This window comes from Clostridium vitabionis (assembly GCF_015351765.1).
In the GTDB taxonomy this organism is placed as follows: Bacteria; Bacillota; Clostridia; order Lachnospirales; family Lachnospiraceae; genus Clostridium_R; species Clostridium_R vitabionis.
Map to the genome: position 1 here is coordinate 1 of NZ_JADKQA010000009.1, position 26,148 is coordinate 26,148.

22 protein-coding genes, 4 tRNA genes and 1 pseudogene are annotated in these 26,148 nt (G+C 59.5%); 23 read left to right on the forward strand and 4 right to left on the reverse strand.

Annotation, left to right across the window (positions count from 1 at the left end; all coding sequences use genetic code 11):
- Positions 1 to 19: 19 nt before the first annotated feature.
- From ISF27_RS12210 to rsmI, 11 genes and pseudogenes are all read left to right on the forward strand, one after another.
- Positions 20 to 92: transfer RNA gene (locus ISF27_RS12210), tRNA-Val, on the forward strand.
- A 44-nt stretch (positions 93 to 136) separates the two neighbouring features.
- A tRNA-Thr gene (locus ISF27_RS12215) sits at positions 137 to 209 on the forward strand.
- 4 nt (positions 210 to 213) lie between these two features.
- Positions 214 to 295, forward strand: a tRNA-Tyr gene (locus ISF27_RS12220).
- Between the two features lie 37 nt (positions 296 to 332).
- Positions 333 to 406, forward strand: a tRNA-Met gene (locus ISF27_RS12225).
- Between the two features lie 132 nt (positions 407 to 538).
- Complete coding sequence (locus ISF27_RS12230) at positions 539 to 1,033, forward strand: hypothetical protein (RefSeq protein ID WP_194611767.1); 495 nt, start codon at positions 539 to 541, stop codon at positions 1,031 to 1,033.
- Positions 1,034 to 1,043: 10 nt separating this feature from the next.
- Positions 1,044 to 2,504: an aminotransferase class I/II-fold pyridoxal phosphate-dependent enzyme gene (locus ISF27_RS12235; protein WP_194611768.1), complete on the forward strand. Its 1,461-nt coding sequence runs from the start codon at positions 1,044 to 1,046 to the stop codon at positions 2,502 to 2,504.
- Between the two features lies 1 nt (position 2,505).
- Positions 2,506 to 3,132, forward strand: coding sequence for a nucleoside/nucleotide kinase family protein (locus tag ISF27_RS12240; protein WP_194611769.1), 627 nt, complete (start codon positions 2,506 to 2,508; stop codon positions 3,130 to 3,132).
- Positions 3,133 to 3,241: 109 nt separating this feature from the next.
- The gene (gene holB, locus ISF27_RS12245; RefSeq protein ID WP_194611770.1) at positions 3,242 to 4,231 is read left to right on the forward strand and encodes a DNA polymerase III subunit delta'; all 990 of its coding nucleotides are present in this window, start codon (positions 3,242 to 3,244) and stop codon (positions 4,229 to 4,231) included.
- Between the two features lie 425 nt (positions 4,232 to 4,656).
- Positions 4,657 to 5,469, forward strand: a pseudogene (locus ISF27_RS13380) (PSP1 domain-containing protein); the annotation flags it as partial.
- A gap of 706 nt (positions 5,470 to 6,175) precedes the next feature.
- A complete protein-coding gene (locus ISF27_RS12255; RefSeq protein WP_194611771.1) occupies positions 6,176 to 6,916 on the forward strand; it encodes a tRNA1(Val) (adenine(37)-N6)-methyltransferase in 741 nt (246 codons plus the stop codon).
- 21 nt (positions 6,917 to 6,937) lie between these two features.
- Positions 6,938 to 7,780 (forward strand): 16S rRNA (cytidine(1402)-2'-O)-methyltransferase, encoded by an 843-nt coding sequence (rsmI, locus tag ISF27_RS12260; RefSeq protein ID WP_194611772.1) that lies wholly within the window; start codon positions 6,938 to 6,940, stop codon positions 7,778 to 7,780.
- Positions 7,781 to 7,884: 104 nt separating this feature from the next.
- Here the strand turns inward: rsmI and glgB are convergent, their stop codons facing one another.
- Positions 7,885 to 9,819, reverse strand: a complete 1,935-nt coding sequence (glgB, locus tag ISF27_RS12265) for a 1,4-alpha-glucan branching protein GlgB (RefSeq protein WP_328701624.1) — start codon at positions 9,817 to 9,819, stop codon at positions 7,885 to 7,887.
- A gap of 466 nt (positions 9,820 to 10,285) precedes the next feature.
- Between glgB and ISF27_RS12270 the strand changes: the two genes are divergently transcribed.
- The 12 genes from ISF27_RS12270 to ISF27_RS12325 all read left to right on the forward strand — a co-directional run bounded on the left by ISF27_RS12270 (position 10,286) and on the right by ISF27_RS12325 (position 21,752).
- Complete coding sequence (locus ISF27_RS12270) at positions 10,286 to 10,828, forward strand: prepilin peptidase (protein WP_194611774.1); 543 nt, start codon at positions 10,286 to 10,288, stop codon at positions 10,826 to 10,828.
- Between the two features lies 1 nt (position 10,829).
- Positions 10,830 to 11,960: a P-loop NTPase family protein gene (locus ISF27_RS12275; protein ID WP_194611775.1), complete on the forward strand. Its 1,131-nt coding sequence runs from the start codon at positions 10,830 to 10,832 to the stop codon at positions 11,958 to 11,960.
- Positions 11,961 to 13,184 (forward strand): CpaF family protein, encoded by a 1,224-nt coding sequence (locus tag ISF27_RS12280; protein WP_194611776.1) that lies wholly within the window; start codon positions 11,961 to 11,963, stop codon positions 13,182 to 13,184.
- Positions 13,162 to 13,917: a type II secretion system F family protein gene (locus ISF27_RS12285; RefSeq protein ID WP_194611777.1), complete on the forward strand. Its 756-nt coding sequence runs from the start codon at positions 13,162 to 13,164 to the stop codon at positions 13,915 to 13,917. The genes ISF27_RS12280 and ISF27_RS12285 overlap by 23 nt, the downstream gene beginning before the upstream one ends.
- 58 nt (positions 13,918 to 13,975) lie before the next feature.
- The gene (locus tag ISF27_RS12290) at positions 13,976 to 15,190 is read left to right on the forward strand and encodes a type II secretion system F family protein (protein WP_207727460.1); all 1,215 of its coding nucleotides are present in this window, start codon (positions 13,976 to 13,978) and stop codon (positions 15,188 to 15,190) included.
- 43 nt (positions 15,191 to 15,233) lie between these two features.
- Positions 15,234 to 15,419: a Flp1 family type IVb pilin gene (locus tag ISF27_RS12295; protein ID WP_194611778.1), complete on the forward strand. Its 186-nt coding sequence runs from the start codon at positions 15,234 to 15,236 to the stop codon at positions 15,417 to 15,419.
- Between the two features lie 13 nt (positions 15,420 to 15,432).
- Complete coding sequence (locus ISF27_RS12300; RefSeq protein WP_194611779.1) at positions 15,433 to 17,319, forward strand: DUF5702 domain-containing protein; 1,887 nt, start codon at positions 15,433 to 15,435, stop codon at positions 17,317 to 17,319.
- Positions 17,320 to 17,606: 287 nt separating this feature from the next.
- Complete coding sequence (locus ISF27_RS12305) at positions 17,607 to 18,482, forward strand: hypothetical protein (protein WP_194611780.1); 876 nt, start codon at positions 17,607 to 17,609, stop codon at positions 18,480 to 18,482.
- Positions 18,479 to 18,931, forward strand: coding sequence for a prepilin peptidase (locus ISF27_RS12310; protein WP_194611781.1), 453 nt, complete (start codon positions 18,479 to 18,481; stop codon positions 18,929 to 18,931). Before ISF27_RS12305 ends, ISF27_RS12310 begins: the two co-directional genes overlap by 4 nt.
- Positions 18,931 to 19,401, forward strand: coding sequence for a hypothetical protein (locus ISF27_RS12315; protein WP_194611782.1), 471 nt, complete (start codon positions 18,931 to 18,933; stop codon positions 19,399 to 19,401). The genes ISF27_RS12310 and ISF27_RS12315 overlap by 1 nt, the downstream gene beginning before the upstream one ends.
- A complete protein-coding gene (locus ISF27_RS12320) occupies positions 19,398 to 20,984 on the forward strand; it encodes a DUF6382 domain-containing protein (RefSeq protein ID WP_194611783.1) in 1,587 nt (528 codons plus the stop codon). The genes ISF27_RS12315 and ISF27_RS12320 overlap by 4 nt, the downstream gene beginning before the upstream one ends.
- Positions 20,985 to 21,221: 237 nt before the next feature.
- Entirely contained in the window at positions 21,222 to 21,752 is a 531-nt protein-coding gene (locus ISF27_RS12325; RefSeq protein ID WP_194611784.1) for an RNA polymerase sigma factor, read from the forward strand.
- A gap of 39 nt (positions 21,753 to 21,791) precedes the next feature.
- Here ISF27_RS12325 and ISF27_RS12330 read toward each other — a convergent pair whose 3' ends face one another.
- The 3 genes from ISF27_RS12330 to ISF27_RS12340 form a co-directional block, all read right to left on the reverse strand.
- Positions 21,792 to 22,967, reverse strand: coding sequence for a MalY/PatB family protein (locus ISF27_RS12330; protein ID WP_194611785.1), 1,176 nt, complete (start codon positions 22,965 to 22,967; stop codon positions 21,792 to 21,794).
- Positions 22,968 to 22,985: 18 nt separating this feature from the next.
- Positions 22,986 to 24,128 carry a trans-sulfuration enzyme family protein gene (locus tag ISF27_RS12335; protein WP_194611786.1) on the reverse strand — a complete coding sequence of 381 codons (1,143 nt, stop codon included), beginning with the start codon at positions 24,126 to 24,128 and terminating at the stop codon, positions 22,986 to 22,988.
- A 94-nt stretch (positions 24,129 to 24,222) separates the two neighbouring features.
- Complete coding sequence (locus ISF27_RS12340) at positions 24,223 to 25,896, reverse strand: DUF438 domain-containing protein (protein WP_194611787.1); 1,674 nt, start codon at positions 25,894 to 25,896, stop codon at positions 24,223 to 24,225.
- Positions 25,897 to 26,148 lie beyond the last annotated feature (252 nt).

Consider the following 26,148-nt stretch of genomic DNA (forward strand, 5'->3'; position numbering starts at 1 on the left):
CCGGGTCGTTAACAAAAGTGGGGTCTTAGCTCAGCTGGGAGAGCATCTGCCTTACAAGCAGAGGGTCACAGGTTCGAGCCCTGTAGGCCCCATATTTTCCTAATGAAGAGTGAAGACCAGCAATGATAAAAACATTGCCGATATGGCTCAATTGGCAGAGCAGCTGATTTGTAATCAGCAGGTTGACGGTTCGAGTCCGCCTATCGGCTCTATGGATGGTTTCCCGAGTGGCCAAAGGGGACAGACTGTAAATCTGCTGCAGATTGCTTCGGTGGTTCGAATCCACCACCATCCATTATCTCTGATTCTTTTCAGAGAGGAAAATTAAATATCGCGGGGTAGAGCAGTCTGGAAGCTCGTCGGGCTCATAACCCGGAGGTCACAGGTTCAAATCCTGTCCCCGCAACTTCTGATCAACCGGAATTTCTGAAATAGAGATTCCGGTTTTTTCTTTCTGCTTTTTTCTTTCCTCGGAACTCAGGGTATAATCAGGACAGAGGAAATTCATGAGCAGGATAAAATCGACAGGAGGGCCTCCATGAACCGAAACGATATGCTCCGCAAGTATGCGACATTCGCCAAGTCGGGCGATAGGAGCAGTTTTGAAAATTTTTATATCCTGACTTCTGAGGATGCCTTTCGGAAAATCAGCGCCCTGAAGGTCGATCAGGAGAATGATGAGGCGATCCTCACCGATGTGTATGTGAACTTGTGGAAAAATGTGCGCGATCTGCGGACAAATCCTGAAGATATCCCGGAGTGGATCCATCATGAGATTGAACGCTGCGCAGTCCGCAGATGCGGGGCGGACGTGCTGGCGGATGCTTCCCCCGAGGGTTTCGCCCAGCTCACCGAGGACCAGCAGGCGAATGTCTGGTTCCGTATCGAGAACAGGATCGGAGTGCTCGAGGAGGAGGCGGGAAAACCTGCCCCGTTGAGCAGTTATCTGCTGATGATCGCCCACATCCTTCTGGCCATCTTTATCCTGGTTTTATCGGCGGCGCTGATCTGGTTTCTTTTGAGGATTCTGTGAGGAGTGAGAGATGAGCAGGAATCACGGGGAAGGCGATAGCCTGGAAAGCCGGTTGAACGCGCTTGCGGATTCGGACTGGTATCCGTTCCATATGCCCGGACATAAGCGCAATCCGGAATTTGCCCGGGAATATACGCCGGTATACCGCATGGATATCACCGAGATCGCGGGATTTGACAACCTGCACAGCCCGGCGGGGATTCTCCGGGATGCGATGGAAAATGCGGCGCAATGGGTTGGGGCTGACCGCACCTGGTTCCTGGTCAATGGGAGCACCTGCGGCATCCAGGCGGCACTCGGCGCTGTGGCAAAGCCCGGGGAAAAGGTGCTCCTTGCAAGAAATTTTCACCGCTCAGCAGGGCAGATGCTGGCACTCAGGGATTTCCGGCCGGTGTTCGTCCTCCCGGAGGAGGCGGCCGGGGGAAGCATCTGCGGGAGCGTGGATCCGGAGAAAATCCGGCACGCGCTCCGGGAAAATCCTGACGTCAAGGCGGTATTTCTTACCTCGCCGACGTATGAGGGGATCGTCTCGGATGTCCGGGCGGCAGCCGAGGCGGTTCATGAGAGGGGAATCCCGCTGATCATTGATGAGGCGCACGGGGCGCATTTTCCCTGGAAAAATGGCGGGGTTTTCCCGGTGTCCGCCCTGGATCTTGGCGCTGATCTCGTGATCCAGAGCCTTCACAAGACACTTCCGGCCCTGACCCAGACGGCGGTTCTCCACCTCCGGGGGAGCCGGGTAAGCCCGGAGGAAATTTTCCGTCAGCTCAGGATCTTCGAGACCAGCAGCCCCTCCTATGTACTGATGGCCTCGATCGACCGCTGTTTCCGGTATATGGCGGATTCCGGGATGGAGCGTCTCCGGATGTTTGGGGAGCGCATGGAGCGCTTTTACGCGGAACTCGGGAAGCAGCTCCGCACGCTCAGGGTCCCCGGGAGAATCCGGGGGAAGAAAGAATGCTTTGACCGGGATCTGTCCAAGGTGGTGATCTTCGGCGGCGGGAAGATTACGGGGACCGCGCTGGCGGATATCCTCCGCAGGACCTGGCACCTGGAACCGGAGATGGCCTGCCGGGATTATGTAATCTGTATGACCTCCCTGATGGACACGGAGGACGGCCTTGAACGGCTTTTCCGGGCAATTCTGGAGATCGACCGGGAGTTAACCGAAGAAGATGGAAAAAGTGGATCTGGAGGCGTTCTGAGGGCATTTCCGGCGCTTCCCCGCGCGGCGGTTCCGCCGGAGGAGGCATTTGACGGCCAGTGGGAGAATGTGCCGCTGGGCGATGCCGCAGGCAGGATCGCGGCGGACTTTGTGACCGTATACCCGCCGGGTGTGCCCATGCTGATCCCGGGCGAGGAGATTTCCCCGGAGATGGTGGCAATCATCAGGGAGGATCTGGCGCTCGGCCTTGAGGTGGATGGGATCGGTGAGGATGCTGCCAGGGCGGTGCGGTGCCGGAGGAAATAGTATGGGAAAAATCTTTTATCTGATGGGCAAAAGCGCTTCCGGGAAGGATACCGTATACCGGCGGCTTCTCGAGATGATGACGGAGCTTCACCGGGTCATTCCGTTTACCACGCGGCCGGCCCGCGCGGGTGAGGCCGAGGGGGTGGAGTATCATTTCGTGGCTCCGGACAGGCTGGAAAATCTGCGGAAGCAGGGGCGCGTGATCGAGTCCCGGACGTACCGGACGGTGAAAGGCCTCTGGACTTACGCCACGGTGGACGACGGCACGTTTGACCTTGCGCGGTATTCCTACCTGATGATCGGGACGCTGGAGTCCTATCTTGCCGTGAAGGCGTATTTCCCCGAGGGGAGTGTGGTGCCGGTCTACCTGTGGATTGACGGCGGGGAACGCCTGATTCGCGCTGTCCGCCGGGAGCAGGCCCAGAGCCATCCGGATTACCGGGAGGTCTGCCGGAGATACCTTGCGGACGAGGAAGATTTTTCCGATGAGAAGCTCCGCGCCGCCGGGATCAGCGGGAGATTCGAGAATGCCGATCTGGAAACCTGCCTTCTCGCGGTACGGGCATTTATCCGGGAACACGGGCAGGCGGCAGGGGAACCGCAGGATCCGGGGGCTATGCCGGGCTGACGCCGCATGCGCGGGTTTTGACCGTCCGGATCATCCTGTGTTATAATATTCAGATTACAGGGCCTGCGGGCAAGTGCCCGTGCGGCGGCGCGGCAGGGAGGAAATCATCATGGCTGGATTCAATGAGATTCTTGGACATGAGGAAATTAAGGAAAATCTCCGGAAGGCGATCCGGAACAACAGGATTTCCCATGCGTACATCCTTTCCGGGGAACGGGGAATGGGGAAAAAGACCATTGCGAGGGCATTTGCCATGACACTCCTCTGCGAGAGGAGCAGCACGGAGCCCTGCATGGAATGCCATTCCTGCCGGCAGTTCCTGTCGGACAACCACCCGGACGTGATCTGGGTGTCGCACGAGAAGCCGGCGACGATCGGCGTCGACGATATCCGGACGCAGATCAACGATACCATCACGATCCGTCCCTACGAGAGCAAATATAAGATTTATCTGGTTGATGAGGCGGAAAAAATGACGGTGCAGGCGCAGAATGCCTTGCTTAAGACGATCGAGGAACCGCCGGCTTACGCGATCCTGATGCTGCTCACGACGAATGAGGAGCTCTTTCTGCCGACGATCCTCTCCCGCTGTGTGAAGCTGAAGCTCAAGCCGCTCACGGATGATACCGTGATTCATTATCTGACGGAGAAGAAGGGGATTTCCGAGGAAGATGCCCACATTGATGCCGCATTTGCCCGGGGAAATCTCGGGAAGGCTGTGGAACTCTCTGGTTCCGAGGAATTTCCGGCCTTCCGCGCGGAGATGCTGCACCTGCTCTCGCAGATGCACTCGATGGATACGGCGGAGATGCTCGACTGGATCTCGAAGCTTGTGAAGGATTGTCCGGATTTGAGCCAGGTACTGGATTTTCTGCAGCTCTGGTACCGGGATGTGCTGGCCTTCAAGGTGACCAGGGATCTGAATACGCTCATTTTCCGGAGTGAGTACGGGCTGATCAGCGAGTTCAGCCAGAAAAGCTCCTATCCGGGGCTTGAGCAGGTTCTGGAGGCGATCGACAAGGCGAGGGTACGCCTTGCGGCAAATGTCACGAAGGAGCTTACGCTAGAATTGATGCTGCTCACCATGAGGGAAACTTGAGGGCAGCGCGGCCAATAGAGAAAGGAACCGCCGCTTGGCGGATTGCGGGGAAGATGACAGAAGAAAACAGAGAAAATTACGCCGCTCCGATGGGAGATGAGGCTGGTCCGGCACCGGAAGGCGCCGAGAAGGAAACGCCGGGTACGGAGCTTGTTGTGACCAGGACGATCACGGAGGAGATCCGTGTGGAAAATATCGCTGTGCCTGTGGACAGAAAAGACGCGGCGGTGGATGCCGGGGACGCGGCTCGGGACAGCGAAGATTCGGCAGCGGATGGCAGTGATTGGGACGCGGCTGCGGATTCCGGGGCGTCTCCTGCCGGGGAGCCGGGCAATTCCCCTGCCGGGACGGATTCGGGGGAAACGGCTGCGGCGGAGAACCCACAGCCCGAGGAAGATGTCCCGAAGAGCCCGGAGAAGGTCAATGTGATCGGGGTGCGTTTCCGCACCGCGGGCAAGGTGTATTATTTTGATCCCGGAGAATTGATTTTCCGGCGCGGAGACCATGTCATTGTGGAGACCGCGCGCGGTGTCGAGTACGGGGAGGTCATCCTCGGCAATATGCTGGTGCCGTCGGAGAAGATTGTCCAGCCGCTCAAGCCGATCATCCGCGCCGCGGACGGCGAGGACGATGAGCGGGAGAGGCGGAACCGGGAAAAGGCTGAGGAAGCGTATCATATCTGCCGGGAAAAGATCGCGAAGCACAGCCTGGAAATGAAGCTGGTCGATGCGGAATATACGTTTGACAATAACAAGATCCTGTTTTATTTCACGGCGGATGGGCGTGTGGATTTCCGCGACCTCGTGAAGGATCTGGCGTCTGTATTCCGGACAAGGATTGAGCTCAGGCAGATCGGCGTCCGGGATGAGACAAAGCTGCTTGGAGGAATCGGCATGTGCGGCCGCCCGCTGTGCTGCCATTCCTACCTCGGCGATTTTGCGTCGGTTTCTATCCGCATGGCGAAGGATCAGAATCTGTCGCTCAACCCGTCCAAGATTTCCGGCGTATGCGGCAGGCTGATGTGCTGCCTCAAGAATGAGGAGGAGACCTACCAGTATCTGAACAGCAAAATGCCGTCGATTGGCGACTGGGTGACAACCCCTGATGATGTCCGCGGCCAGGTACAGAGTGTCAATGTCCTCCGGCAGACTGTCCGCGTCATGATCAGCACAGATGACGACGAGAAGGAAATCCACGACTATCCGGTCGCGGAGATTACGTTCACTCCGCGGAGAAAAGGCGGCAGGAACCGCGATGGCGGCGAGGCACAGGCAGATCGGGATAACCGCCAGGAGCGCGGGGAAGCCGCCGGCGAGGAGGTTCTTCAGAATCCTGAGGAGCATGGAAGCCGCCAAAGCCGTGAAGGACGCGGGGAGCGCGGAAACCGCCCGGGGGGCCGTGAGGGGCGCGTGAGCCGGCAGGGCCGTGAGGAGCGCCAGGATCGCGGGAACAGCCTGGACCGTGAGGGACGCGGGGAACGCGGAAACCGCCAGAGCCGTAATGAGCGCACAGAGCGCGGAAACCGCCCGGACCGTGAGGGACGCGGGGAGCGCGGAAACCGCCCGGACCGTGAGGGGCGCGGGGAGCGCGGAAACCGACCGGACCGTGAGGGACGCGGGGAGCGCGGAAACCGCCCGGACCGTGAGGGACGCGGGGAGCGCGGAAACCGTCCGGATCGTGCGGGACGCGCGGATCATGGGAACACCCGTGCCCGCGAGGAGCGCGGGAATGAGCCTTCCGGGGAAGCCGGAAGCGGACGTTTCGGGAAGGGAAACCGGGAGAGACGCCCGAGAGGGGAAAACCGGCCGAGACCGCGCCGCAGGGACGGGCAGGAAGCCCGGGATGGACAGGAGAACCGACCGAATCGAGGCGGGCAGGAGAACCGCCTGAATCGGGACGGGCAGGAGAACCGCGACGGCGGGGAGAGAAAGAACCGCGGACAAGATGAACAGCATACCGATTCATGAGGACGAGCGGGTAGATGACCTGCAGAGGAACGGCTATCAGATTATCCAGAAGAAAAAGGGCTTCTGTTTCGGGATGGACGCCGTGCTGCTCTCCGGCTTTGCCCGGGTGAATCCGGGCGAGCGGGTGCTTGATCTGGGGACCGGCACGGGCATTATCCCCATCCTTCTGGAGGCAAAGACCGGGGGAAAGCACTTTACCGGCCTGGAAATCCAGGAGGATGTCGCGGAGATGGCAGGCCGGAGTGTTGCCCTGAATCATCTGGAGGAAAAGGTCAATATCGTCACCGGGGACATCAGGGAGGCAGGCCGGATTTTCGGCGGTGCCTCTTTTGATGTCGTGACCAGCAATCCGCCCTATATGAATAATGGAAATGGGCTGAAAAATCCGGACGACCGGCTGGCAATCGCCCGCCATGAGGTCTGCTGCCGGCTTGAGGATGTGCTGCGGGAAGCCGCGAAGGTTCTCCGGAGCGGCGGACGCTTTTACCTGGTGCACCGGCCGCACCGGCTCGCGGAGATTATCGCACTCATGGAGCAGGTGAAACTGGAACCCAAGCGGATCAAGTTCGTGCACCCGTATCTGGATAGGGAGGCCAATATGGTGCTCATCGAGGCGGTCAGGGGAGGCGGGCATTTTCTCAAGGTAGAAAAACCGCTGATCGTCTACAGGGAACCCGGAAAGTATACCGAGGAAATCTATGACATTTACGGCTATTGACCCGGGAAGGAGGCAGAAGCCATGCCAGGAACGCTGTATCTCTGCGCCACGCCGATCGGAAACCTCGGCGACATCACGCTCCGGTGCCTGGAAACGCTCCGGTCGGCGGACCTGATCGCCGCGGAGGATACGAGAAATACGCTGAGGCTCCTGAATCATTTTGAAATCAAAAAGCCGCTGACCAGCTATCATGAGTACAACAAGGTGGAAAAAGCCCGGGTACTTGTGGATAAACTCCGGGGCGGTGTGAATATTGCCCTGGTCACGGACGCGGGAACACCGGGGATCTCCGATCCCGGGGAGGAGCTCGTCCGGCAGTGCCGGGAGGCGGAGATTCCCGTGACCTCGGTTCCGGGGCCTGCGGCGTGCATTTCCGCGCTGGTGATCTCCGGGCTTCCGACGAGGAGGTTCGCCTTCGAGGCGTTTCTCCCCGAGGATAAGAAGGAGAGGGCGCGGATACTGGAGGAGCTCTCCTGGGAGACGCGGACGATGGTCATCTACGAGGCACCCCACAACCTGATCCGGACGCTGCATGAGCTTGCGGATCTTCTGGGAGACCGGGACTGCGCGGTGTGCCGGGAGCTGACGAAAATTCATGAGACCGTATTTCGGACAACCCTTCCGGAGGCGGCGGCCTACTATGATGAGCACGCCCCGAAGGGAGAGTGTGTGATCGTGATCCGGGGAAAGGATCCGGAGGAAATCCGCCGTGAGCGGGAACAGGCGTGGGAGGCCATGTCGATCCCGGATCACGTGAAATATTATCTCGATCAGGGAAAAGAGAAAAAAGAAGCGATGAGGCTGGCCGCGAAGGATCGGGGGATCTCCCGCCGGGAGGTCTATGCGGCGCTGCTCCGGGAGTAAGACCAGGGGCTTTAGCATGTGCTGGACAGGAACAAATAGAGGCATTTTAGCAGAAAAACAGAACCCGTCATCCGGGATTTTCCCGGGTGACGGGTTCTTTGCGGTTAGTTGAAGCGGAACACTGCCGCGCCGTAGGCGGGAAGCGGATAGGCGACCGAGTAGGGCTGGCCGTCGCACTCGCCCTTCTTTGCCCGGAAGCTCCGGGCAGCTTCCCCGCGCTTGTAATAGCCGTGGCTGCTGTCCAGAACCAGGGTGTAGGTGCCCGCTTTCGGCACGCCGACGCGGTAGTCGTCCCGGGCGACCGGCGTGAAATTGATGACAAACAGCAGGTTCTTCCTGCCGGTCTCATCGGAGCGGTAGAAGGAGAAAATGCTCCGGTCGGCGTCGTCGGCGTTGATCCAGTGGAAACCGTTCCAGTCATTGTCCAGCCGGTACAGGCTCGGATAGCGGCGGTAGAGCTGGAGCAGGCCGGCGACGTAATTCTGCAGGTCCTTATGCAGCGGCTCATCGGTGAGATACCAGTCCAGGGCAACCTTTTCATCCCACTCATGCCACTGGCCGAAATCCTGGCCCATAAAGAGGAGCTTCTTGCCGGGGTGGCCGAGCATGAACGTGTATCCAGCTTTCAGGTTGGCGAACTTATCCTCATAGATGCCGGGCATTTTGTTGATCATCGAGCACTTCAGGTGGACAACCTCGTCGTGTGAGAGGACGAGGATATAATTCTCCGACGTAAAGTAGGAAATGCCGAAGGTCATCTTGTTGTGGTTGAACTTCCGGAAATAGGGATCCAGCTTCATATATTCAAGGAAATCGTGCATCCATCCCATATTCCACTTGAAGGTGAAGCCGAGGCCGTCATCCTCCGGGCGCGCGGTCACCTTCGGCCAGGCCGTCGATTCCTCGGCGATAATGACGGAACCGTCCTTGCGGCCGCGGATGACGCTGTTCAGGTGCTTGAAAAATTCCATCGCCTCGAGGTTTTTATTTTCCCCATATTTGTTGGGAACCCACTGGCCGTCCTGGCGCCCGTAATCGAGATAGAGCATGGAAGCCACCGCGTCCACGCGCAGGCCGTCGATATGATACTCGTCGAGCCAGTAGAGCGCATTGGCGCGCAGGAAGTTGCAGACCTCGGTCTTGCCGTAGTCGAAGACCTTGGTGCCCCAGTCCGGATGTTCTCCCTTGCGCGGATCCGCGTATTCATAGCAGGCTTCCCCATCAAAGTTCGACAGCCCGTGGGCATCCTTCGGGAAATGCGCGGGCACCCAGTCCAGGATGACGCCGATGCCCTTTTTGTGCAGGTAGTTGACGAAGTACATGAATTCCTTCGCTGTGCCGTAGCGGGAGGTCGGAGCGTAGTAGCCGGTCACCTGGTATCCCCAGGAACCGTCGAAGGGATGTTCCGCGATGCCCATCAGCTCGACGTGGGTGTACCCCATCTGCCTGCAGTATTCACCGATCTCGTGGGCGGCCTCCATATAATTGTAGTAACCGTCTTTTTCCCGGCGGTCCTTGCGCTTCCAGGAGCCGATGTGGCATTCGTAGATCGCCATCGGCGATTTCAGCGGATCGGACGCTTTGCGGGCTTCCATCCATTTTTCATCCGCCCATTTGAAGCCGGAGATGTCCGCCGTCACCGAGGCTGTGCCCGGGCGGTATTCCGCCTCAAAGGCGTACGGATCGGCCTTGTAGAGAATCTCATCCTTCTGCGTGGTGATCGCGTACTTGTAGAGCTGCCCGGAAGAAAGGGCGGGGACAAATGCCTCCCAGATTCCGCTGGAACCAAGCTTTGTCATCGGATCCGCATCGACATTCCAGTTGTTGAAATCGCCGACCACGTGGACGGCCTTCGCGTGAGGTGCCCAGACGGCAAAATAATATCCGGCCTTGCCGCCGATCGTCATGGGATGGGCGCCGAATTTCTCATAAATCTTATAATGCCGGCCCTCTCCGAACAGGTACCGGTCAAGCTCACCGATCACACCGAGCCCGGTGATCTTCTCCGGGACTTTTTTTGTCTTCGATGTATTCTCCACAGGAAGTCCTCCTCCGACATACACAAAGGGTAACCGTTCAGAACCCCGCATCTTGAGGAAAATCCGTTCACGGACTGCAGGCAGCCGTTCGGCAGGTTTTCCATGACATGCGCTGAACATGTACAAATATTTTAGCATTTTCACGTAAACGGGTCAATGCAAACCAGGATTCACTGTGAAAAATGCCGATTTTCAGCCGAGAATTAAACATTCCGGATTCATGTGTTGAGTTATAAAAACTGCGTTACTGTTCGGCTCCCAGCATGTACTGAACAGGAATCAGACCGCCGGAGCGGATGGAATTTTCTTCAAAAACCACTTGAAATTTCATAACGGTTTATCTATAATAACTATAACTTCTCCATCGGAGACAGGATTCCGGTTTCGGGACAGGTATTCCGCCTGTCCGCCGGGTGCATTCTTTTGTTCTGATCGAATCTTTCGGATTTCCCGATGATTCCGGCTTTTGGAAAATGCTTCAGCGGGCGTTCTGTACCCTTTTTGCGCGGAAGCGTCCGCATCAAAGGAGGGGGTAGTCCTGACTGTTCTTCTCGCGCTTCTCTTTGCCTTCTGCGCGGTCTGTGATCTTCGCACCGGCCGCATTCCAAACCGCCTGCTCTTCTCCGGCCTGGCGGCAGTCTTTCTGATCGGTATCCCGCTTCAGGCGGCGGACGGCGTATCCGCCTGTCTTCTGGCCATCCTCGGCATCGTCCGGGCGCTCGGCTTTCTGCTTCTTTTTCTTCCGAGTTTCCGACTGCGTCTTCTGGGCGCGGGTGATCTCAAGCTCGGCGCGCTGATCTTTCTCGCGCTCGGAATTTCGCGGGGGCTCGCGGTGATTTTCTGCGGCCTTCTTCCTGCCGCGGCATATTCGCTCTGGCTTCTCCGGCGGCAGCACTTTTCGCGGATTTCCCTGGAGCAAACCGCGATTCCCCTCGCACCCTGGATTGCCGCGGGGTTTGCGCTGGCCGGGATCCTGGAAAATACCGGCATTCTTCAGGAGGTGATCTGAGATGAGAAAAATTCTTGCCATCTATGACGAGGACATCCTCTACGCGGAGCGTTTTGCCCGGGAGGTCAACCGGAAAACCCATGTGCCTTTTGAGGCGGCGGCCTTCCGCACCCTGGACGGGCTGAAGAAATTCGCGGCGGCCAGCCCGGTGGAGGTGCTGATGATCAGCGCGGAGACGGACCGGCGCGCTGTCCGGGAAATTCATGCGGCAAAGACGGTCTATCTCGCCGACGGCAGGTCCGCGGCGGGGGACGGCGATGCCTTCTGCATTTACAAATACCAGTCCAGCGCAAATATCATCCGGGAGCTGATGGACAGGTACAGTGAGACGGAAAAGAACCCGCCGATGGAAGGTATCCGCGGCATGGCACGGATTTACGGCATCTACTCGCCGCTCGGGCAGTGCGGGAAAACCTCCCTCGCGGTGGCTGTCGGCCGGATCCTCGCCGGGGAGGCGCCGACGCTCCTGCTGAATCTCGAGGAATTTTCCGGGTTCGGGGCTCTCGCGGGGGAGGACTACCGCAGCGACCTGTCTGACCTCCTCTACTATTTCAGCAGCGGGGAGTACAGCTCCGCCCGGCTGGCTGCCGTCGTGCACACGATGAACGGGCTGGATTATGTGCCGCCGGTGCATTTTCCGGAGGATCTCGATCTCGCGAAGGCGGCGGAGCTTCCCGGTCTGATCCGGAGGATCGCCGCGGAGAGCGCTTACCGGAACCTGGTCGTTGACGTGGGGAGAAGCCGGAAGATCACGGCGGCAATCCTCGGGGAATGTGACGCGGTTTTTATGCCGGAACGGAAAGACCCCGTTTCCCAGGCGAAAATCGCGGAATTTGAGCGTTATCTCGGGGATTCCGGGAACGGCGGGATTGCGGGGAAGATCCGCAAGGTCACGCTGCCGAGGACAGCGTGCCTGCCCGGACGGTCATATTTTGACCAGCTGGTGTGGACGGAGATGGGCAGGTGTGCCCGCGGCCTCCTCATGCGGGAGCGCGGGCAGCTGCCTCCGGAGACTGAACCGCGTGCCGGGGAGGCCTGGGGAGAATGCCGTCCTGGGGAGGGAGGATCCGGCCGGATTCCCCGGCGTGCGGAAAACAGACGGCAGAGCCGGGAACAGGGGGCGGTGATCTGAATGCGGGATGCGGATAAACTCCGGGATGAGCTTCGGGAGCGCCTCTCCGCCTCCCTCCAGGGGAAATTCCAGGTAACCGACGGGGAGATACTCGAGGAGATCGACCGGGAGATTGAGAATGCCAGGAGCGGGGCATTTCTTCCCCTTGAGGAGAGGCTGTCGCTCCGGAAGGAGCTTTTCAACTCCTTCCGCCGGTTGGGCATCCTCCAGGAGCTGGTGGATAACCGGAAAATCACGGAGATCATGGTCAACGGGAAGGACTGCATATTTGTTGAGGAGGAGGGGAAAATCCGCCGTTCTGACCGGAAATTCCGGTCGGAAGAGAATCTTCAGGATCTGATTCAGCAGATCGTGAGCCGGGTGAACCGGACGGTGAATATCTCCCGGCCGATCGCGGACGCCAGGCTGCCGGACGGCTCCCGCGTGCACGTGGTTCTTCCCCCGGCTGCCCTGGACGGCCCTGTCCTGACGATCCGGAAATTCCCGGAGCCCTTCGATATGGACCGGCTGACTGACTGCGGAACCATCACCCCGGAGGCGGCGGGATTTCTGCGGACGGCGGTGATTGCCGGGTACAACATCTTCATCAGCGGCGGTACCGGCTCCGGGAAGACCACATTTCTGAACGCCCTGTCCGGCTTCATCCCGCCGGAGGAGCGGATTATCACGATCGAGGACTCGGCGGAGCTCCAGATCCGGCATATTCCCAACCTCGTGCGGCTGGAAACCAGGGCGGAGACCGGGGAGGGGGTGGAGCCCGTGACCATGTCCGACCTGATCCGGGCGAGCCTGCGGATGCGTCCGGACCGGATTATCGTCGGCGAGGTCCGCGGCGGGGAGGCGCTCGATATGCTGCAGGCGATGAACACGGGGCATGACGGGTCAATCTCCACGGGGCATGCCAACAGCGCCGCGGATATGCTGACGCGGCTGGAGACCATGGTTCTCATGCAGGCGGCTTCTCTTCCCCTGGAGGCGATCCGGCAGCAGATCGCCTCGGCGCTGGATCTGATCATTCACCTTGGCCGTATGCGGGATCGAAGCCGCAGGGTGCTGGAGATTGAGGAGGTGATCGGCTGTGAACAGGGGAAAATTCTTCTCTCTCCGCTCTATACCTTCCGGGAGACCGGGGAGAACGGGCAAACCAGGGTCCAGGGGAGGCTCGAAAAGGCCGGGGAGCTTGTTCACCGGGAAAAGCTCCGTGCCGCAGGGCTCTCTCTGTGATTACCGCATCTACCGCCTCTCCTTCAGGGAGTGGATCCGCTGCTTTCTCGAGGCCGCAGCGGCGGAGGCGGCGGTGGTCTATGTATTTTACCGCTCCCTCGCCCTGTTCATGCTGGTTCTGCCCCTGGCGGCGGCCTGGCCGGTCTTCCGCCGGGACGGCCTGCGGAAAAAGCGGCAGGAAATCCTGCGGGTGCAGTTCCGGGAGGGGCTCATGGCGCTCTCCTCGGCCCTGGAGGCCGGATATTCGGTGGAAAATGCATTCGGCGCCAGCGTCCGTGACCTCACGGAGATGTATGGGAAGGATGGGATGATCACGGTGGAATTTTCCGCTATCGTCGACCAGATGAAAATGAACCGGACGCCGGAGACGCTGCTCATGGATTTCGGGAACCGCAGCGGGATTGAGGAAATCCGGAATTTCGCGGAGATTTTCGCGGTGGCCAAGCGCAGCCGTGGTGGGATCTCCTCCGTGATCTCGCATTTTGCCCGGGTGATCAGCGGCAAAATCCGTGTCCGGGAGGAGATTCTCAACATGACGGCGGAGAAGGTCTTCGAGCAGCGGATCATGAACCTGATCCCGTTTTTCATCGTGATCTATGTCGATGTGACGTCGCCGGGGTTTTTCACGGTGATGTACCGGACGCCCACCGGGAGGCTGGTGATGACCGGGTGCCTCGCGCTCTACACTGCCGCGCTGCTCCTGTCGCGCCATTTCCTGAAAATCGAGGTGTGAGCAGGGACCGCTGCCGCGAGGAGGAATCCGGCCGGAACCGGTAGGAGGTGAGAAAAGCATGAGGAAGATCAGCGCGGACTGGCGGCAGGCGGCCTGCATCCTCCTCGGGGCGCTCCTCTGCGGCGTCACCTGGCTTGCCGGCCGGGGGGACGCAGAGGTCGAGGGCGGCATTCTCCGGCGGCCGTCGTACGGGGAGGAGGCGAGGGAGGAAAGGCTTGTGGTGAGCGGGCTTACGGACGGCGAGGTCGAGATTGCCGTGCCGCTCAGCGGAAGGGAGTACACGGCGGAGGAGGCGGAGCGCGAGATGGACCGCCTGGCCGACGAGCTCCCGGAGCAGATGCGGGGGGATAACCCGTCCCTGGCCAAGGTACGCAGCCCCCTGAATTTCCCGGAGGAGGACGGGGAGACCGGAATTCTCCTGGAGTGGCTTCCGGAGGATACGGATCTCCTGTCGGCGGACGGAACATTTTCCGGAAAGGAACTTCCGGAGGAGGGGAAGCGCACGGACGTCCTGGTCCGCTTAAGGGCCGGAGAGCGCGAAAAAGAATACCGCTACACGGTGACGCTGCTCCCGCCGGAGACCGGTGTCCGGGAGGCGGAAATCAGCCGTTTTCTGGATTTTGTCCGCGCAGAGGACCAGGAACAGAGGACAAGCGAAAACCTGAGGCTGCCGGCGGAGTTCGACGGGAAAACGCTCTCTTACGGGAGAGCGGAGGACAGCACCTTTCTCATTTTCCCGCTGCTCGGCATCAGCGCGGCCCTGGTGCTGCCTGTCCTGGACCGGCAGAGGGAGGAGGAGAAAAAGAAAAAGCGGGAACTGGAGATGATGAAGGACTATCCGGAGATCGTATCCCGGATGGTTGTCCTGACCGGCGCCGGACTTCCGGTCAGGAGGGCATTTGAGCAGATCGCGGCGGAGTACGGAAAATCCTCCGAAAAACACGCAGCCTATGAGGAGATGGTCCGGGCGGCCGGGCTCATGAGCCGCGGGGTTCCGGAAATCCAGGCTTACGAGGAGTTTGCTTCCCGGTGCCGCTGCCTGCCCTATCGGAAGCTGGCGGGCCTGCTTGCCCAGAACGTGCGGAACGGGTCGGACAGGCTCCGTGAGGCGCTGGAGGCGGAGATGGACAATGCCTTCGAGGAACGGAAAAATCTGGCCCGCCGGATGGGTGAGGAGGCGTCCACGCGGCTTCTTCTGCCGCTGGTGATGATGCTCCTTCTGGTGATGATCATGGTGTGCGTCCCGGCATTTCTGTCCTTTCTGGCAGAATAGCGGGGCTGGCAGCGGGAAACCGCGGAAAGGAAAAGGAAGGCTTATGGGGAAAATTGCGGGAGAAGACTTCTCAAGGCTGTGGGAGGAGGAGGATGGCGTCGGTGTCATTGAGATCGTGCTGATTCTCGTGGTGCTGATCGGCCTGGTGATTGTGTTCAAGAAAAACATCAACAAGCTGCTGGAGGATATTTTCAAGCAGATCAACAGCTCCTCGAAAAAAGTGTACTGACAGCGGAGGGCGTATGCGGAAATACGGCGGTTCGGTGACCGTCTTCCTCGCCCTTACCCTGGTTTCCCTGATGGCGCTCACCGGCGGCCTTTTCGAGACGGTGCGGGCGGCCGGGCAGAATACCTATGTCCAGACCGCCCTGGATTCCTCGCTGGAGTCCCTGATGAGCGGTTATCACCGGGAGGTTTTTGAGCGCTATCGGATCTTTGTCCTGGAAAATGCCTCCGCTGGCCGCCTCCGTGATCAGCTGGAACCCTATCTTGATGCCTATCTCGGGGAGGCCGCATTTTATCCGGTTACCGGCCGGAAGCTGACGGTCTGTGAACCGGTCATGATTACCGGCGAGGATGGAACGTACTTTGACGACGAGGCGGCAGCGTACATGAAAGCGGGGATTCTCCCGGCAATCGCGGATTCCGCGACTATCCTCAGGACGGCCTCGGACACGGACAGCGCGGAGAGCTTCGGGGAAGTCACGGAGGAGCTCGCCGTCAGCGGGCGGGGCGTCCTCCGCCTGGAAAAGGCCAGAGACCGCATTTTCGACGCCCTGGCTGCGCAGAAAAGCCTGATGGACGCGGGCGATGCCGCGCTCAGCGCCTGTGACGGCGGGATGTTCCGGAAAAAGACCGGGGAGCTCAAAAGGGAGCTCTCCCGGATGCCGGAGCTCGCCGCGGCATACGACAGGGAAGCGGAAAAACTGGGGGAGGAGCTGGACCAGGCAGAGAGGAAAGCGTCCGCGGAGAGAGAACGCCTCTCCGATGCCGGGCGGCAGGCGGCGGATGAACGGCTGGCGGAATACCGGTCCTACACGGACGAAAATGGGGCGCGCCGGGAGGAAGTCCGCAGAATTGAAGCGGAGGCGGCGGAGAACCTTGTGACTGCGGACAGGGCGCTTGCCCGCGCGGACGAGGTGGAGGAGATTCTCGCCTCCCGGGAGGAAGATGATGACGACGATGACGATGATGAAGCATCGCTCTGGAGGACCGTCCTCGCAGTGACCGGGGCTTACCACCGGAAGGCACCGGAAAGATCCGGGAGAAACCGGAGAAAACTGGATCTTCTGGAGACGCTCTCAGGGCTTACGGAGGATGCGGTCCTTGCGCTCTGCGTTCCGGAGGGGATGCCGGTTTCCCGCGGATCGGTGAATCCGGCCGGGTTTCCGTCGGCGGAGTTCACCGCCGGAGCCGGCAGGATGAGGTGCTCTCCGGAGGATGGCGCATCCGGGGATCTTCCGTCCCGCCTTCTTTTTGACGAGTACGGGCTGCGGTTTTTCGACAGCTTCCGCACGGCGCAGGAGGGGAAAGGTTTCCGGTATGAGGCAGAGTATCTGCTCTTTGGAAAGCGCGGGGATCGGGAAAACCTGACAATGACGGTGATGGCCCTTGTCGGCGTCCGGACGGCGTTAAACCTGCTTTCCCTTCTTGCGGATGAGGGGAAAACAGCGGAAGCCCGAGGGGCGGCAGCGGCGATCGCCGGGACGGCGGGGCCATTTTCCGCTGTGGTATACAGCCTGATTCTCACGGTCTGGGCATCGCTGGAGGCAGTCTCCGATGTGCGCGTCCTTCTTTCCGGCGGAAAAGTGCCTCTCTCCGGGCAGCAGGGGGAGGGAACACTGTCCCTCTCCGCAATTCTCGAGCGCGGGCTGGGCGCGCTGGACTTTTCCGGGGCGGGAGGCGCCGGGGAGAGCGGCATCGATTACCCGGGATACCTTCGGCTTTTTCTTCTGCTCACGGACCGGCGGACACTGCGCTACCGGATGATGGATATGATTCAGGAAAATATCGGGCGGAGTGAACCCGGATTTTCCATGGCAGGCTGTGCCTTCCGGGTGGAGGCGGCCTTCTCCTGCCGCGGTGTCCTTGTGCCGGTGGAGAAGCGCGCGGTCCGGGAATACAGGTAGAGTTCCCCTGTCGGGGATCATCGCAAAGCCGTCCGCGGGCTGCTTTTGGGGAGGATTTTCGACAGGGACAAACAGATTTATACAGCGGCGTATCGGACAGGGCGGACCAGCGGAATTACGCAAAAGTGCCTCTCCAAGTACCCATGCGGGGAAATATCCCATCCGATGAATGATCAAGGTTCCGCCCCGTCCGATGCGCCGCGGGTATGCTGGGAAAGGATGCGCCCCGGCCCGGCGGCTTGAGCGGGAGGACGATGCGCCGCGGGTGTTCCGGGAAAGGGGGAGGTATGACGAGAAAACAGGCGGCGGAAGGAAGCATGACCCTGGAAGCGGCGATGGCACTTCCTCTTTTTCTCTTTGCGGCAATCCTGATGGCGCTTCCCATGGAATTTCTGGACACGCACAGGGAAGTCCAGATGATCCTGGAGAGCACCGGGCGGGAGATCAGCCGGGATGCGTATCTGCTGCATCCGGGAGGAGACGGCGGGGATGTGTTTCTTCCCTCGCGGGGAGGGGACGGAAGTTCCCGGCCGGGGGGATCTATGGGCGGCGGAGGTTCCGTGGATCCGGAGGATCACGGGATCACCCTTCTCGGAAGTGCCGCGGCGGGGGCATTCCTCAAGGGAAAAATCGAGAAGAGCAGTGCCGCGGACAACATCACGGATGTGGATGTCAGCCGCTGCCGAATTTCTTCCGACGGGGAGACGATCGACCTCCGTGTCAGCTGGAAGGAGAAGCTGCCGTTCCCGGTCTTCACCCTGAATGCCGTCCCGATGAGCGCCCGGTGCCTCCGCCGGGGCTGGATCGGCAGGCCAGGGGACAGGGCCTCCGGCAACCGTGAAAAGGAGGACGGGCGGATGGTTTATTTGGGGAGAGATTCGACGCGCTATCACCTGTCACCATACTGCCATTATCTTTCCAATGACATTCGCGCCATTCCGAGGGACGAGGCGGGGACAGCGAGAAACAAGGACGGGCGGCATTACGCGCCCTGCAGCGTGTGCGGTGGGAACAGCGGCAGCGGGGTGGTCTACGTGCTTCCGGACGGGGAAAAGTATCACACAAAGCCGGACTGCTCCTCTCTTTCGAGCTATGTGCGGGAGGTGCCGCTCTCCTCGGTGGAGCAGCTGGGGTCCTGTTCTTACTGTGGAGGCGGGTCATGAACCCGCGTGGCGCGGTGGGAAATGCGCTGTTCCTGCTCTTTCTTCTCATCGCTGCGCTCCGGGATCTGAAAGACCGCCGGGTGGAACGCTGGATCCTCCTCGCCGGGATTGCCGCGGGGCTGGTTTTTCCGGTGGATCCCGGGCTGAGTCTTTCACTCCGGGAGAGAATCCCGGCGGTTTTTCCCGGCATGTTCTTTCTTCTCCTGCGGAGAGCCGGGGCGGCTGTCGGGGAAGCGGATGGCCTGGCCCTGATCGCCTGCGGTCTGTTTCTGGGAATTTCCCGGGAGGCGGGCCTTCTTCTCGCCGCGTCCTTTCTCTGCGCGGGGGTGGCAGGCGTGATCTTCCTCCGGGGAATTTTCCGCGGAGAAAACCTGGGAAAACGGAAAATCCCGTTTCTTCCTTTTCTTCTCGCCGCCTGGACGGCGGCGCTGATTCTGGAGGCGGCGTGATGCGGAAAACCTGTGAGGGAAGCCTTACCATCGAGGGGGCTATGGTGATGGGGATTACCCTGATCCTGATCGGCAGCCTTCTTCTCGGGATTTTTGGCATCGAGGAGCGGGTGGCCGGGAATATGCTTCTTGCCGAAGCGCTGGAGAGGACGATCTGCGCGGAGGACGGGCTGTCAGCGGAGCTGGGGATCACGCCGGGGAAGATAGAGGAAGGCTGCGCGCGGAAGCTCAGGAGTATTTTCCGGTGCGGGGACTCCCGGCTTTCTGTGGATGCGGGCGGGATCTTCAGGATCCAGGGAACCTGTGCCGGGCGGGTGACAACGGAAATGTCTGTCCGGAAAAACGATCCGGAGCAGTTTCTCCGGATCCTGACCGCGATCCGCGGGGAGGATACTGCCGGCGGAAGCGGGCAGGGTGCTGCGGGAGACGGCGGAAACGCTGTGCCGGCGGAAAAGGGGGATGGGCCGTGAATGTGCGCTATCAGCGGGAAATGAACCGCAACTACATGATTATCCGTGCCCCGGAGACGGAGGAAAAACACAGCTTTGAGTGCCGCATGCTCTCGGAAAACGCCATACGCGGCCTTCTCGGCTTTCACGAGGGCATCAGCGAGAATGGCCTGGAATACTACTATGAGATTACTTCATGCCAGCCGCTCTCCCGGATTATGGAGGGAAGAAAGCTCAAGGCAGCGGATATTCGCCAGATTGTCACCGGGATTCTGGACACGGTCAGCAGTCTTGATGAGTTTCTCCTCTGCGCGGACCAGCTCCTGCTGGAGGCAGAGTATATTTACACGGATCCGGACCGCATGGATGTGAAATTGTGCCTTCTTCCGGGGTACAGCAGGAGTGCTCCGGAAGCGGTCTCCGCCCTGCTCAGGAATATTCTTGAGCATACCGATCATCAGGACGCCGAGGGGATCATGATCGCCTACAATCTCTATGAGAAGAGCCTGCGGGACAATTATGGGGCGAAGGATCTCCTGTCCTGCCTCGGCGGGGACGACCGGATATTCCCGGACGGCGCGGAGAATCCTGCTGATGATGACAATGACGGAAACCTTGGAGATATTTTTGAACGCCAGCTGCCTCCGGAGGAGAATCCGGAAACCGGGGAGGCGCATTCTCCTGTGGACAGCGTCTTTCTGAGAGCCGGGAAATATGGTTCCGGGCTCGGAAAAGGGCACGCGGCGCTGACGGGAGCCCTGATTATCGGGGCAGCGGAAGGATTCCTCTGGTATCTCGGCGGCGCCGGCATTTTCCGGAAGGTGGGGCCGTGGATTCCTGCCGCCGCTGCCGCCGCTGCGGGGCTCGTGATTCTTGTGCGGTCTGCCGCCGCGAAGGCCATCCGCAGGGAGGCTGCGGGGGAGAACCTGCCTGAACAGAAGCAGGGAGAGCGGCCGTGGCCGGAGAACCGATCTGGGCAGGGAGAGCGGCCGTGGCCGGAGAACCGATCTGGGCAGGGAGAGCGGCCGTGGCCGGAGAACCGATCTGGGCAGGAAGAGCGGCCGTGGCCGGAGAACCCGCCCGGGCAGGGATCGGGAAAACTGGAATCGGCGGGGAATCCGCGAAAATTCAGTTCCCCGGTATGGACCTTTCAGCCGGAGAGCAGGGAGGAATATCGTGCGCGCATGGACAAGGAGCGGGAAGAGCAGATGAACCGGAGCCAGGCGGAGGGGACTGTCCTGCTCAGCATGGCGCCGGGAGGAGGAAATCCCTCGGCGATTCTGGAACCGCTCGGCGGAGGGGAGAAGATCATCATCACCTATTCGCCGTTTATCGTCGGACAGCACCGGGATCTGACCGATTTCTGTCTGGAATATCCGACGGTCAGCCGCCTGCACGCCCGTTTCAGTGTGGAGAACGGTGAGGCTTCGGTAACCGACCTCAATTCCCGGAACGGAACCACGGTCAACGGGAAGAAGGTAGAAGCCAATGAGACCGTGCCGGTTGCCGACGGGGATACCATCTATCTGGCGGACGTCGGCTTCCGGTTTCATCTTCTCGGGGAACATCGGAAAAATCATCCGGAGGAGAATGAAGAGGGATGAAAGCCGCCGTTTTGCGGGTTCTTCCGGGCAGGTGCCGGCGGTTGCGGAGTGTCAAAGAAACGGTTGAACAAAATATATAAACATTAACATTAATTGCAAAGAAAATAAAAATACATCTATTTTGTGTATTTAACACAATATTGTGGAATATCTGCCGGAAAAGCGGTATAACAGCCATCGTTGGCGCCGCAAAGGGGTTCCTGCCCTGGCATGGCGCTGGAAGGGAGATATTCCGAGATGAACGATGCAGAACTGGAGGAATTGTATCAGAAATGCCTGCACTATGCCTTATCGCTGGCCGGCAACAGGGACGATGCGGAAGACCTGGTTCAGGAATCCTTTGCCGCGGTTTACCGCCATATTTGCCAGGCGGGGGAGCCGACCCCACTGATCAAGGCGGTCATGTATAAGGTTCTGCGGAACAAGTGGATCGACCGCTGGCGGACAAATCACAGCACGCCGATGAGCATACGAGATGCGCTTCGCATGGAGGAAACCGGAACGCTGAAGATTATCGGGATCCGCCCGCAGCGGCCGATCGAGGAGATTGCCCTGGAACATCTGTGCTGCGAGGATGTGAAAGCGGAAATCCGGAAGCTCGGAGATGTGTATAGCGAGGTTCTGATGGAGAGCCTGTTTGGGGAGATGGACAGCGGGGAAATCAGCGAAGACCTGCATCTCACGAGATCCGCCGCGGACAAGCGGATTACCCGGGGAAAGGCAAAGCTCAGGGAAAAATGGGAAAAAACCGGCAAATTCCGGGACTGAACTGTCCCGGAATCTGCCGGTGATGAAGGTTGTCAGTGATTATGAGATTGTCTTGATTGCCGACGCGAGCTGATCCAGCGCCTTCTTCAGGACGCTTCTCGGACAGGCGGCGTTAAACCGTTCAAACTGGGCGCCCTCTTTTCCGAAGATCGCGCCGTCATCCAGCCAGAGCTTTGCCCTGTGCAGGATGAAATCGTTCAGTTCCTCCGGGGAGAACCCGAGAGCGCTCATATCCACCCAGACAAGGTAGGTGGCCTCAGGCATCATCATCCGTAGCATGGGGAGGTTTTCTTGAAAATAATCCCGCATGAACAGGATATTGTCCCGGATATATGCCTTGACCTGGCTGAGCCAGTCTCCGCCCTCCGTGTAGGCAGCTTCGCAGGCAGCAAGCCCGAAATAGTTCGGCTCGTCATATCCGGTTGCGGACTTTGCCGCGCGGAATTTTCTGCGCAGCTCCGGATTCGGGATAAAAATATTCGAGAGCTGGAGGCCGGCAAGATTGAAGGTCTTTGAGGGCGCGGTGCAGACAACGGAGTTCGCCCGGTATTTTTCCGGAAGGAGGAAGAGGCTGTTATGCCGGCCGTTCCAGACAAAATCCGCATGAATCTCATCACTCACAAACAGGACATTTTCCCGGAGGCAGAGGTCTGCCATGCGGCGGATTTCCTCCCCGCTCCAGGCACGGCCGCCCGGGTTGTGCGGGTTGCAGAGGATGAACATGCGGACAGCCGGATCAGACACCTTGCGCTCAAAATCCTCGAAATTTACCGTGTAATGGCCGTCCCGGATCTCCAGCGCGGAGGTCTCAATGATCCTTCCGTTCTCACGGATGACATTGGAAAATGGATAATAGACCGGCTGGTGGATCAGCACCTTTTCCCCCGGCGCCGTGAACGCCCGCACCATCATCGCGAGGGCGAAGCAGACGCCCGGGGTGAGGACGAACCAGCTGCGGTCCGGCCTCCAGCCGTACTGCTTTTCCATCCAGTCAGCTGCGGCGCGGTAGTAGCCGTCCATCGCCATCGAGTAGCCGTAGATGCCGGTGTCAGCGGCAGCCGTCAGCCGGTCGATGATGGGCTGTGCGGTCCGGAAATCCATATCCGCAACCCAGAGGGAGAGGTCATCCTCCGGGACGCCGCGGAATTTTGCGGCGTCGTATTTGAGACAGCCGGTGTTCTTTCTGTCGATGATTTCGTCAAATTGATAACGCATGGTCTGCCCTCCCAATATTCATCCGAAAGCTTGTTCGAGGTCCTGGATCAGGTCGTCCGCGTCCTCGATGCCGACAGACAGCCGGAGAAAGGTCTCTGTGATGCCGAGCTTTTCCCGCTCATCCGCCGGAACGTCGCCGTGGGTCTGAAGCATCGGGTAGGTGATCAGGGATTCCACGCCGCCAAGGCTCTCCGCATACTGGACCAGCTTCACATGATTGAGTACCCGGATAGCGGTTTCCCGGGAATCCACCCGGAAGGAAATCATGCTGCCGAAGCCGGATGCCTGATGCCGGTTAATCTCATATCCGGGATGATCCGGGAGGCCGATGTAGAAAACTTCCGTGACCTTCGGATTTTCCCGGAGCCATCCGGCGATCTTCATGGCATTCGCCTGCTGCTTCTCCATGCGCAGCGGGAGCGTCTTCACACCCCGGAGCTGGAGAAAGCTGTCAAATGGCGAGAGCATCATGCCGATGGTCTTGTAGTCAAACCGGAGCTGTTTCGCCACCTCCGGGTCGGCGATGCAGACATACCCGGCAAGGGAATCGTTGTGGCCGCCGATGAACTTTGTCCCGCTGTGCACGACGATGTCCGCACCCAGGGAGATCGGTTTCTGGAAATACGGGCTGAGAAAGGTATTATCAACGATGAGAAGGAGCCCGTGGGATACGGCGAGCTTCTTCATTGCCCGAAGGTCGGTGACCCGCATGGTGGGATTGGACGGCGTCTCAATATAGAGCGCCTTCGTCTCGGGTGTGATGGCAGCTTCAACGGCGGCGGTGTCGGCGGTATCCACCTGCGTATAGGAAAGGCCGGTGCTCTTTTTCCGGCTGTCCAGGATGCGGACAGTCCCGCCGTAGAGATCTTCCGTGCATACAAGGTGGGCGTGCTCCGGGAGGAGGCCGAGCGCCAGGTCAATGGCGGACATGCCGCTGGATGTCGCGATGGCGTCGGAAGCACCCTCCAGGGAAGCGATCACGCGCTCCAGGGCTGCCCGGGTCGGATTGCTCTCCCGTGAATAGTCATAGCCTGTGCTCTTTCCGACCTCCGGATGGGCAAATGTCGCCGTCTGGTAAATCGGAACGGACACAGCTCCGTAAGCGTCCGGATTCACCCGGACATCCCCGTGGATACATCGGGTATCAAATGCGTATCCCATACTGGCTCCCTCCTGCAAAATAAAACATACTATTTATATATGAATTCTTTGTGAATAAAACCATAATACAGGGAACGCGTTCTGTCAACATGTTTTACGCAAAATGCTCTTTGGCGAATTCCATATCCTGCACCACTTCCAGGGTGCCCAGATAATGATGTTCTTTATCGCGCACGGCCATATAGTTCACAAAGACGGTGCGCCCGTTCTTCTCCATCCAGATGGGGACACTGTCCCGGAGACCGGAGCGGAAATCCTCGATGATGGCTCTGACCATGGGCTCGATTTTGGGCGGATGGCAGGAGAATACCTCCCGGTCAAGAGCCATTGCGGGGCGCTTGAATATCTTCGCCCCCTCGTTGAAGAAGCGGTTGATGTTGTCCGCGTCAACGAAAGTGATCTCCATCGGGATGGTGTTCAGAAGCGCGGTGAGCTGGCTGACGTTCATGTGGCCGCCGGGCATGACGATTTCCCCTTCCTGTCCGGAAAATGCCGCGGCCGGTGCCTGCTCTTCCGCCTCATCCCAGCGTTCCTTCGTCACGCCCAGGCAGTCGGCGTAATCCTTGGAATCGCGGTAGATGCTCATCCATTCTGTTTCGGAGAAATTGACGGCGCAGATCGGGAAGAGAATATTATTCTCCTTATAGATCATCTCCTCCGCGCGCTTCAGCACGGCGCGCAGCCGTTCTTCCCACGCGGCATCCCGGTTCGCCTCCGCGTTCAGGGATCCCAGCTCCTTCCGTATCTCATCGTCGACGGTCCACATCACGTCCGAGGGGCCGGAAATGTTGTAGTTCACCTTCAGCAGCGGGTAGAGCAGGTCGCCTTTCTTGGCGTAGTGCACAGAGAGCTCACGGATGCGGCCGAGCAGGTCACCAGGATCCTGGTGGGCGTCGAGGCAATCATTGGCTTTGGCGAGGAGGCCGGCGAGAACCTCATTTTCCTTTTTCAGCGTGTTCAGCGGGTGGCCCGGAACCGCCGCGAGTGCTGCCGCACGCTCATTTTTATTCTGAATAACCGGGTTCTGCGCTGCGGCCTGCGGGGCTGCCGCCGGGTTCTGCGCCGCGGGCTGCGGGACGGGGATCGGCCTCTGCGTCTCTGCGGCCTGCTGGGCCTCGGAGGCTTTCTGCGCCCTGGCTCTCCGCAGGGAGGCCAGAACCTCCGCCTCCGCGTTCGCGATCTGTTCTTCCCGTGTCGCTCCGTGGAACAGCGCGGAGTGGATGTCACAGAGCTTCTGCACGTCCTGGAGCGGTGTTCCCTCCTTCATGAGATCCTGCTCGGCTTTCATGATTTCGGAAGCCTCCACATTCTGAAATTTGCCCGCGAAATCCGCACGGACGCTCTCCAGGGATTCTCCCGCGCCCAAGCGGCGCAGATATTCCTTCAGCTGCTGCGTGCGCGCCTCGGCTGCAGCCGCCTCTTCCGGGCTGACCGGTGCGGGATGCGGCTTCGGAACCGGCACCGGAGTGGGATGCGGCTTTGGAGCTGCTGCCGGAGCCGCCTCGGCTCCCGGAGCGCCGGCTGCCGCCTGTGCCGGCATGTCCCCCGAGAGGGTGAAGCCATGTTCCATCAGGGTGGCAACCACCGTGCCCATGGGGATATGCTTCATCTTCGCGCCGCGCGGCAGAGTCATCAATTTTCCCACCGAGTTCAGCATGGCGGGCTTTTTGACCTCCGCAAACCCTAAATCCGCCATAATGTCAGCAAGCTCCGGATATTCTGTGACCAGCTCGTATACCGAGCGGCTTAAATCAATCGTTTTACTCATGTCTTTCGATCCTCCTTGCCGGATGTTCATCATCCGGAAAATGTGTTCCGCTTACGCGCCACGTCGCGGTTTCGTGATGTATGTCAATACGCAGTCCTTCCCAACTGCATGCAAGCATGTGTGGTTGAGGAATTCCTGATCCTGTAAACATATCATAGCGGAGTTTTTGGAAGAAGTCAGTTGCGGGAACAACATAATGCGCTCGAAAGGGAGGCCGATGAATTTGCTTCCGGCTATTTGATTTCCAATGCC

Coding starts and splice junctions, on each gene's coding strand:
- ISF27_RS12340 (WP_194611787.1), bottom strand. CDS start 25,896: ATGAGTAAAACGATTGATTTAAGCCGCTCGGTATACGAGCTGGTCACA.
- ISF27_RS12275 (WP_194611775.1), top strand. CDS start 10,830: ATGAGAAAAATTCTTGCCATCTATGACGAGGACATCCTCTACGCGGAG.
- ISF27_RS12325 (WP_194611784.1), top strand. CDS start 21,222: ATGAACGATGCAGAACTGGAGGAATTGTATCAGAAATGCCTGCACTAT.
- ISF27_RS12295 (WP_194611778.1), top strand. CDS start 15,234: ATGGGGAAAATTGCGGGAGAAGACTTCTCAAGGCTGTGGGAGGAGGAG.
- ISF27_RS12240 (WP_194611769.1), top strand. CDS start 2,506: ATGGGAAAAATCTTTTATCTGATGGGCAAAAGCGCTTCCGGGAAGGAT.
- ISF27_RS12310 (WP_194611781.1), top strand. CDS start 18,479: ATGAACCCGCGTGGCGCGGTGGGAAATGCGCTGTTCCTGCTCTTTCTT.
- ISF27_RS12255 (WP_194611771.1), top strand. CDS start 6,176: ATGAACAGCATACCGATTCATGAGGACGAGCGGGTAGATGACCTGCAG.
- holB (WP_194611770.1), top strand. CDS start 3,242: ATGGCTGGATTCAATGAGATTCTTGGACATGAGGAAATTAAGGAAAAT.
- ISF27_RS12305 (WP_194611780.1), top strand. CDS start 17,607: ATGACGAGAAAACAGGCGGCGGAAGGAAGCATGACCCTGGAAGCGGCG.
- ISF27_RS12280 (WP_194611776.1), top strand. CDS start 11,961: ATGCGGGATGCGGATAAACTCCGGGATGAGCTTCGGGAGCGCCTCTCC.
- ISF27_RS12235 (WP_194611768.1), top strand. CDS start 1,044: ATGAGCAGGAATCACGGGGAAGGCGATAGCCTGGAAAGCCGGTTGAAC.
- rsmI (WP_194611772.1), top strand. CDS start 6,938: ATGCCAGGAACGCTGTATCTCTGCGCCACGCCGATCGGAAACCTCGGC.
- ISF27_RS12230 (WP_194611767.1), top strand. CDS start 539: ATGAACCGAAACGATATGCTCCGCAAGTATGCGACATTCGCCAAGTCG.
- ISF27_RS12300 (WP_194611779.1), top strand. CDS start 15,433: ATGCGGAAATACGGCGGTTCGGTGACCGTCTTCCTCGCCCTTACCCTG.
- ISF27_RS12290 (WP_207727460.1), top strand. CDS start 13,976: ATGAGGAAGATCAGCGCGGACTGGCGGCAGGCGGCCTGCATCCTCCTC.
- ISF27_RS12335 (WP_194611786.1), bottom strand. CDS start 24,128: ATGGGATACGCATTTGATACCCGATGTATCCACGGGGATGTCCGGGTG.
- ISF27_RS12315 (WP_194611782.1), top strand. CDS start 18,931: ATGCGGAAAACCTGTGAGGGAAGCCTTACCATCGAGGGGGCTATGGTG.
- ISF27_RS12330 (WP_194611785.1), bottom strand. CDS start 22,967: ATGCGTTATCAATTTGACGAAATCATCGACAGAAAGAACACCGGCTGT.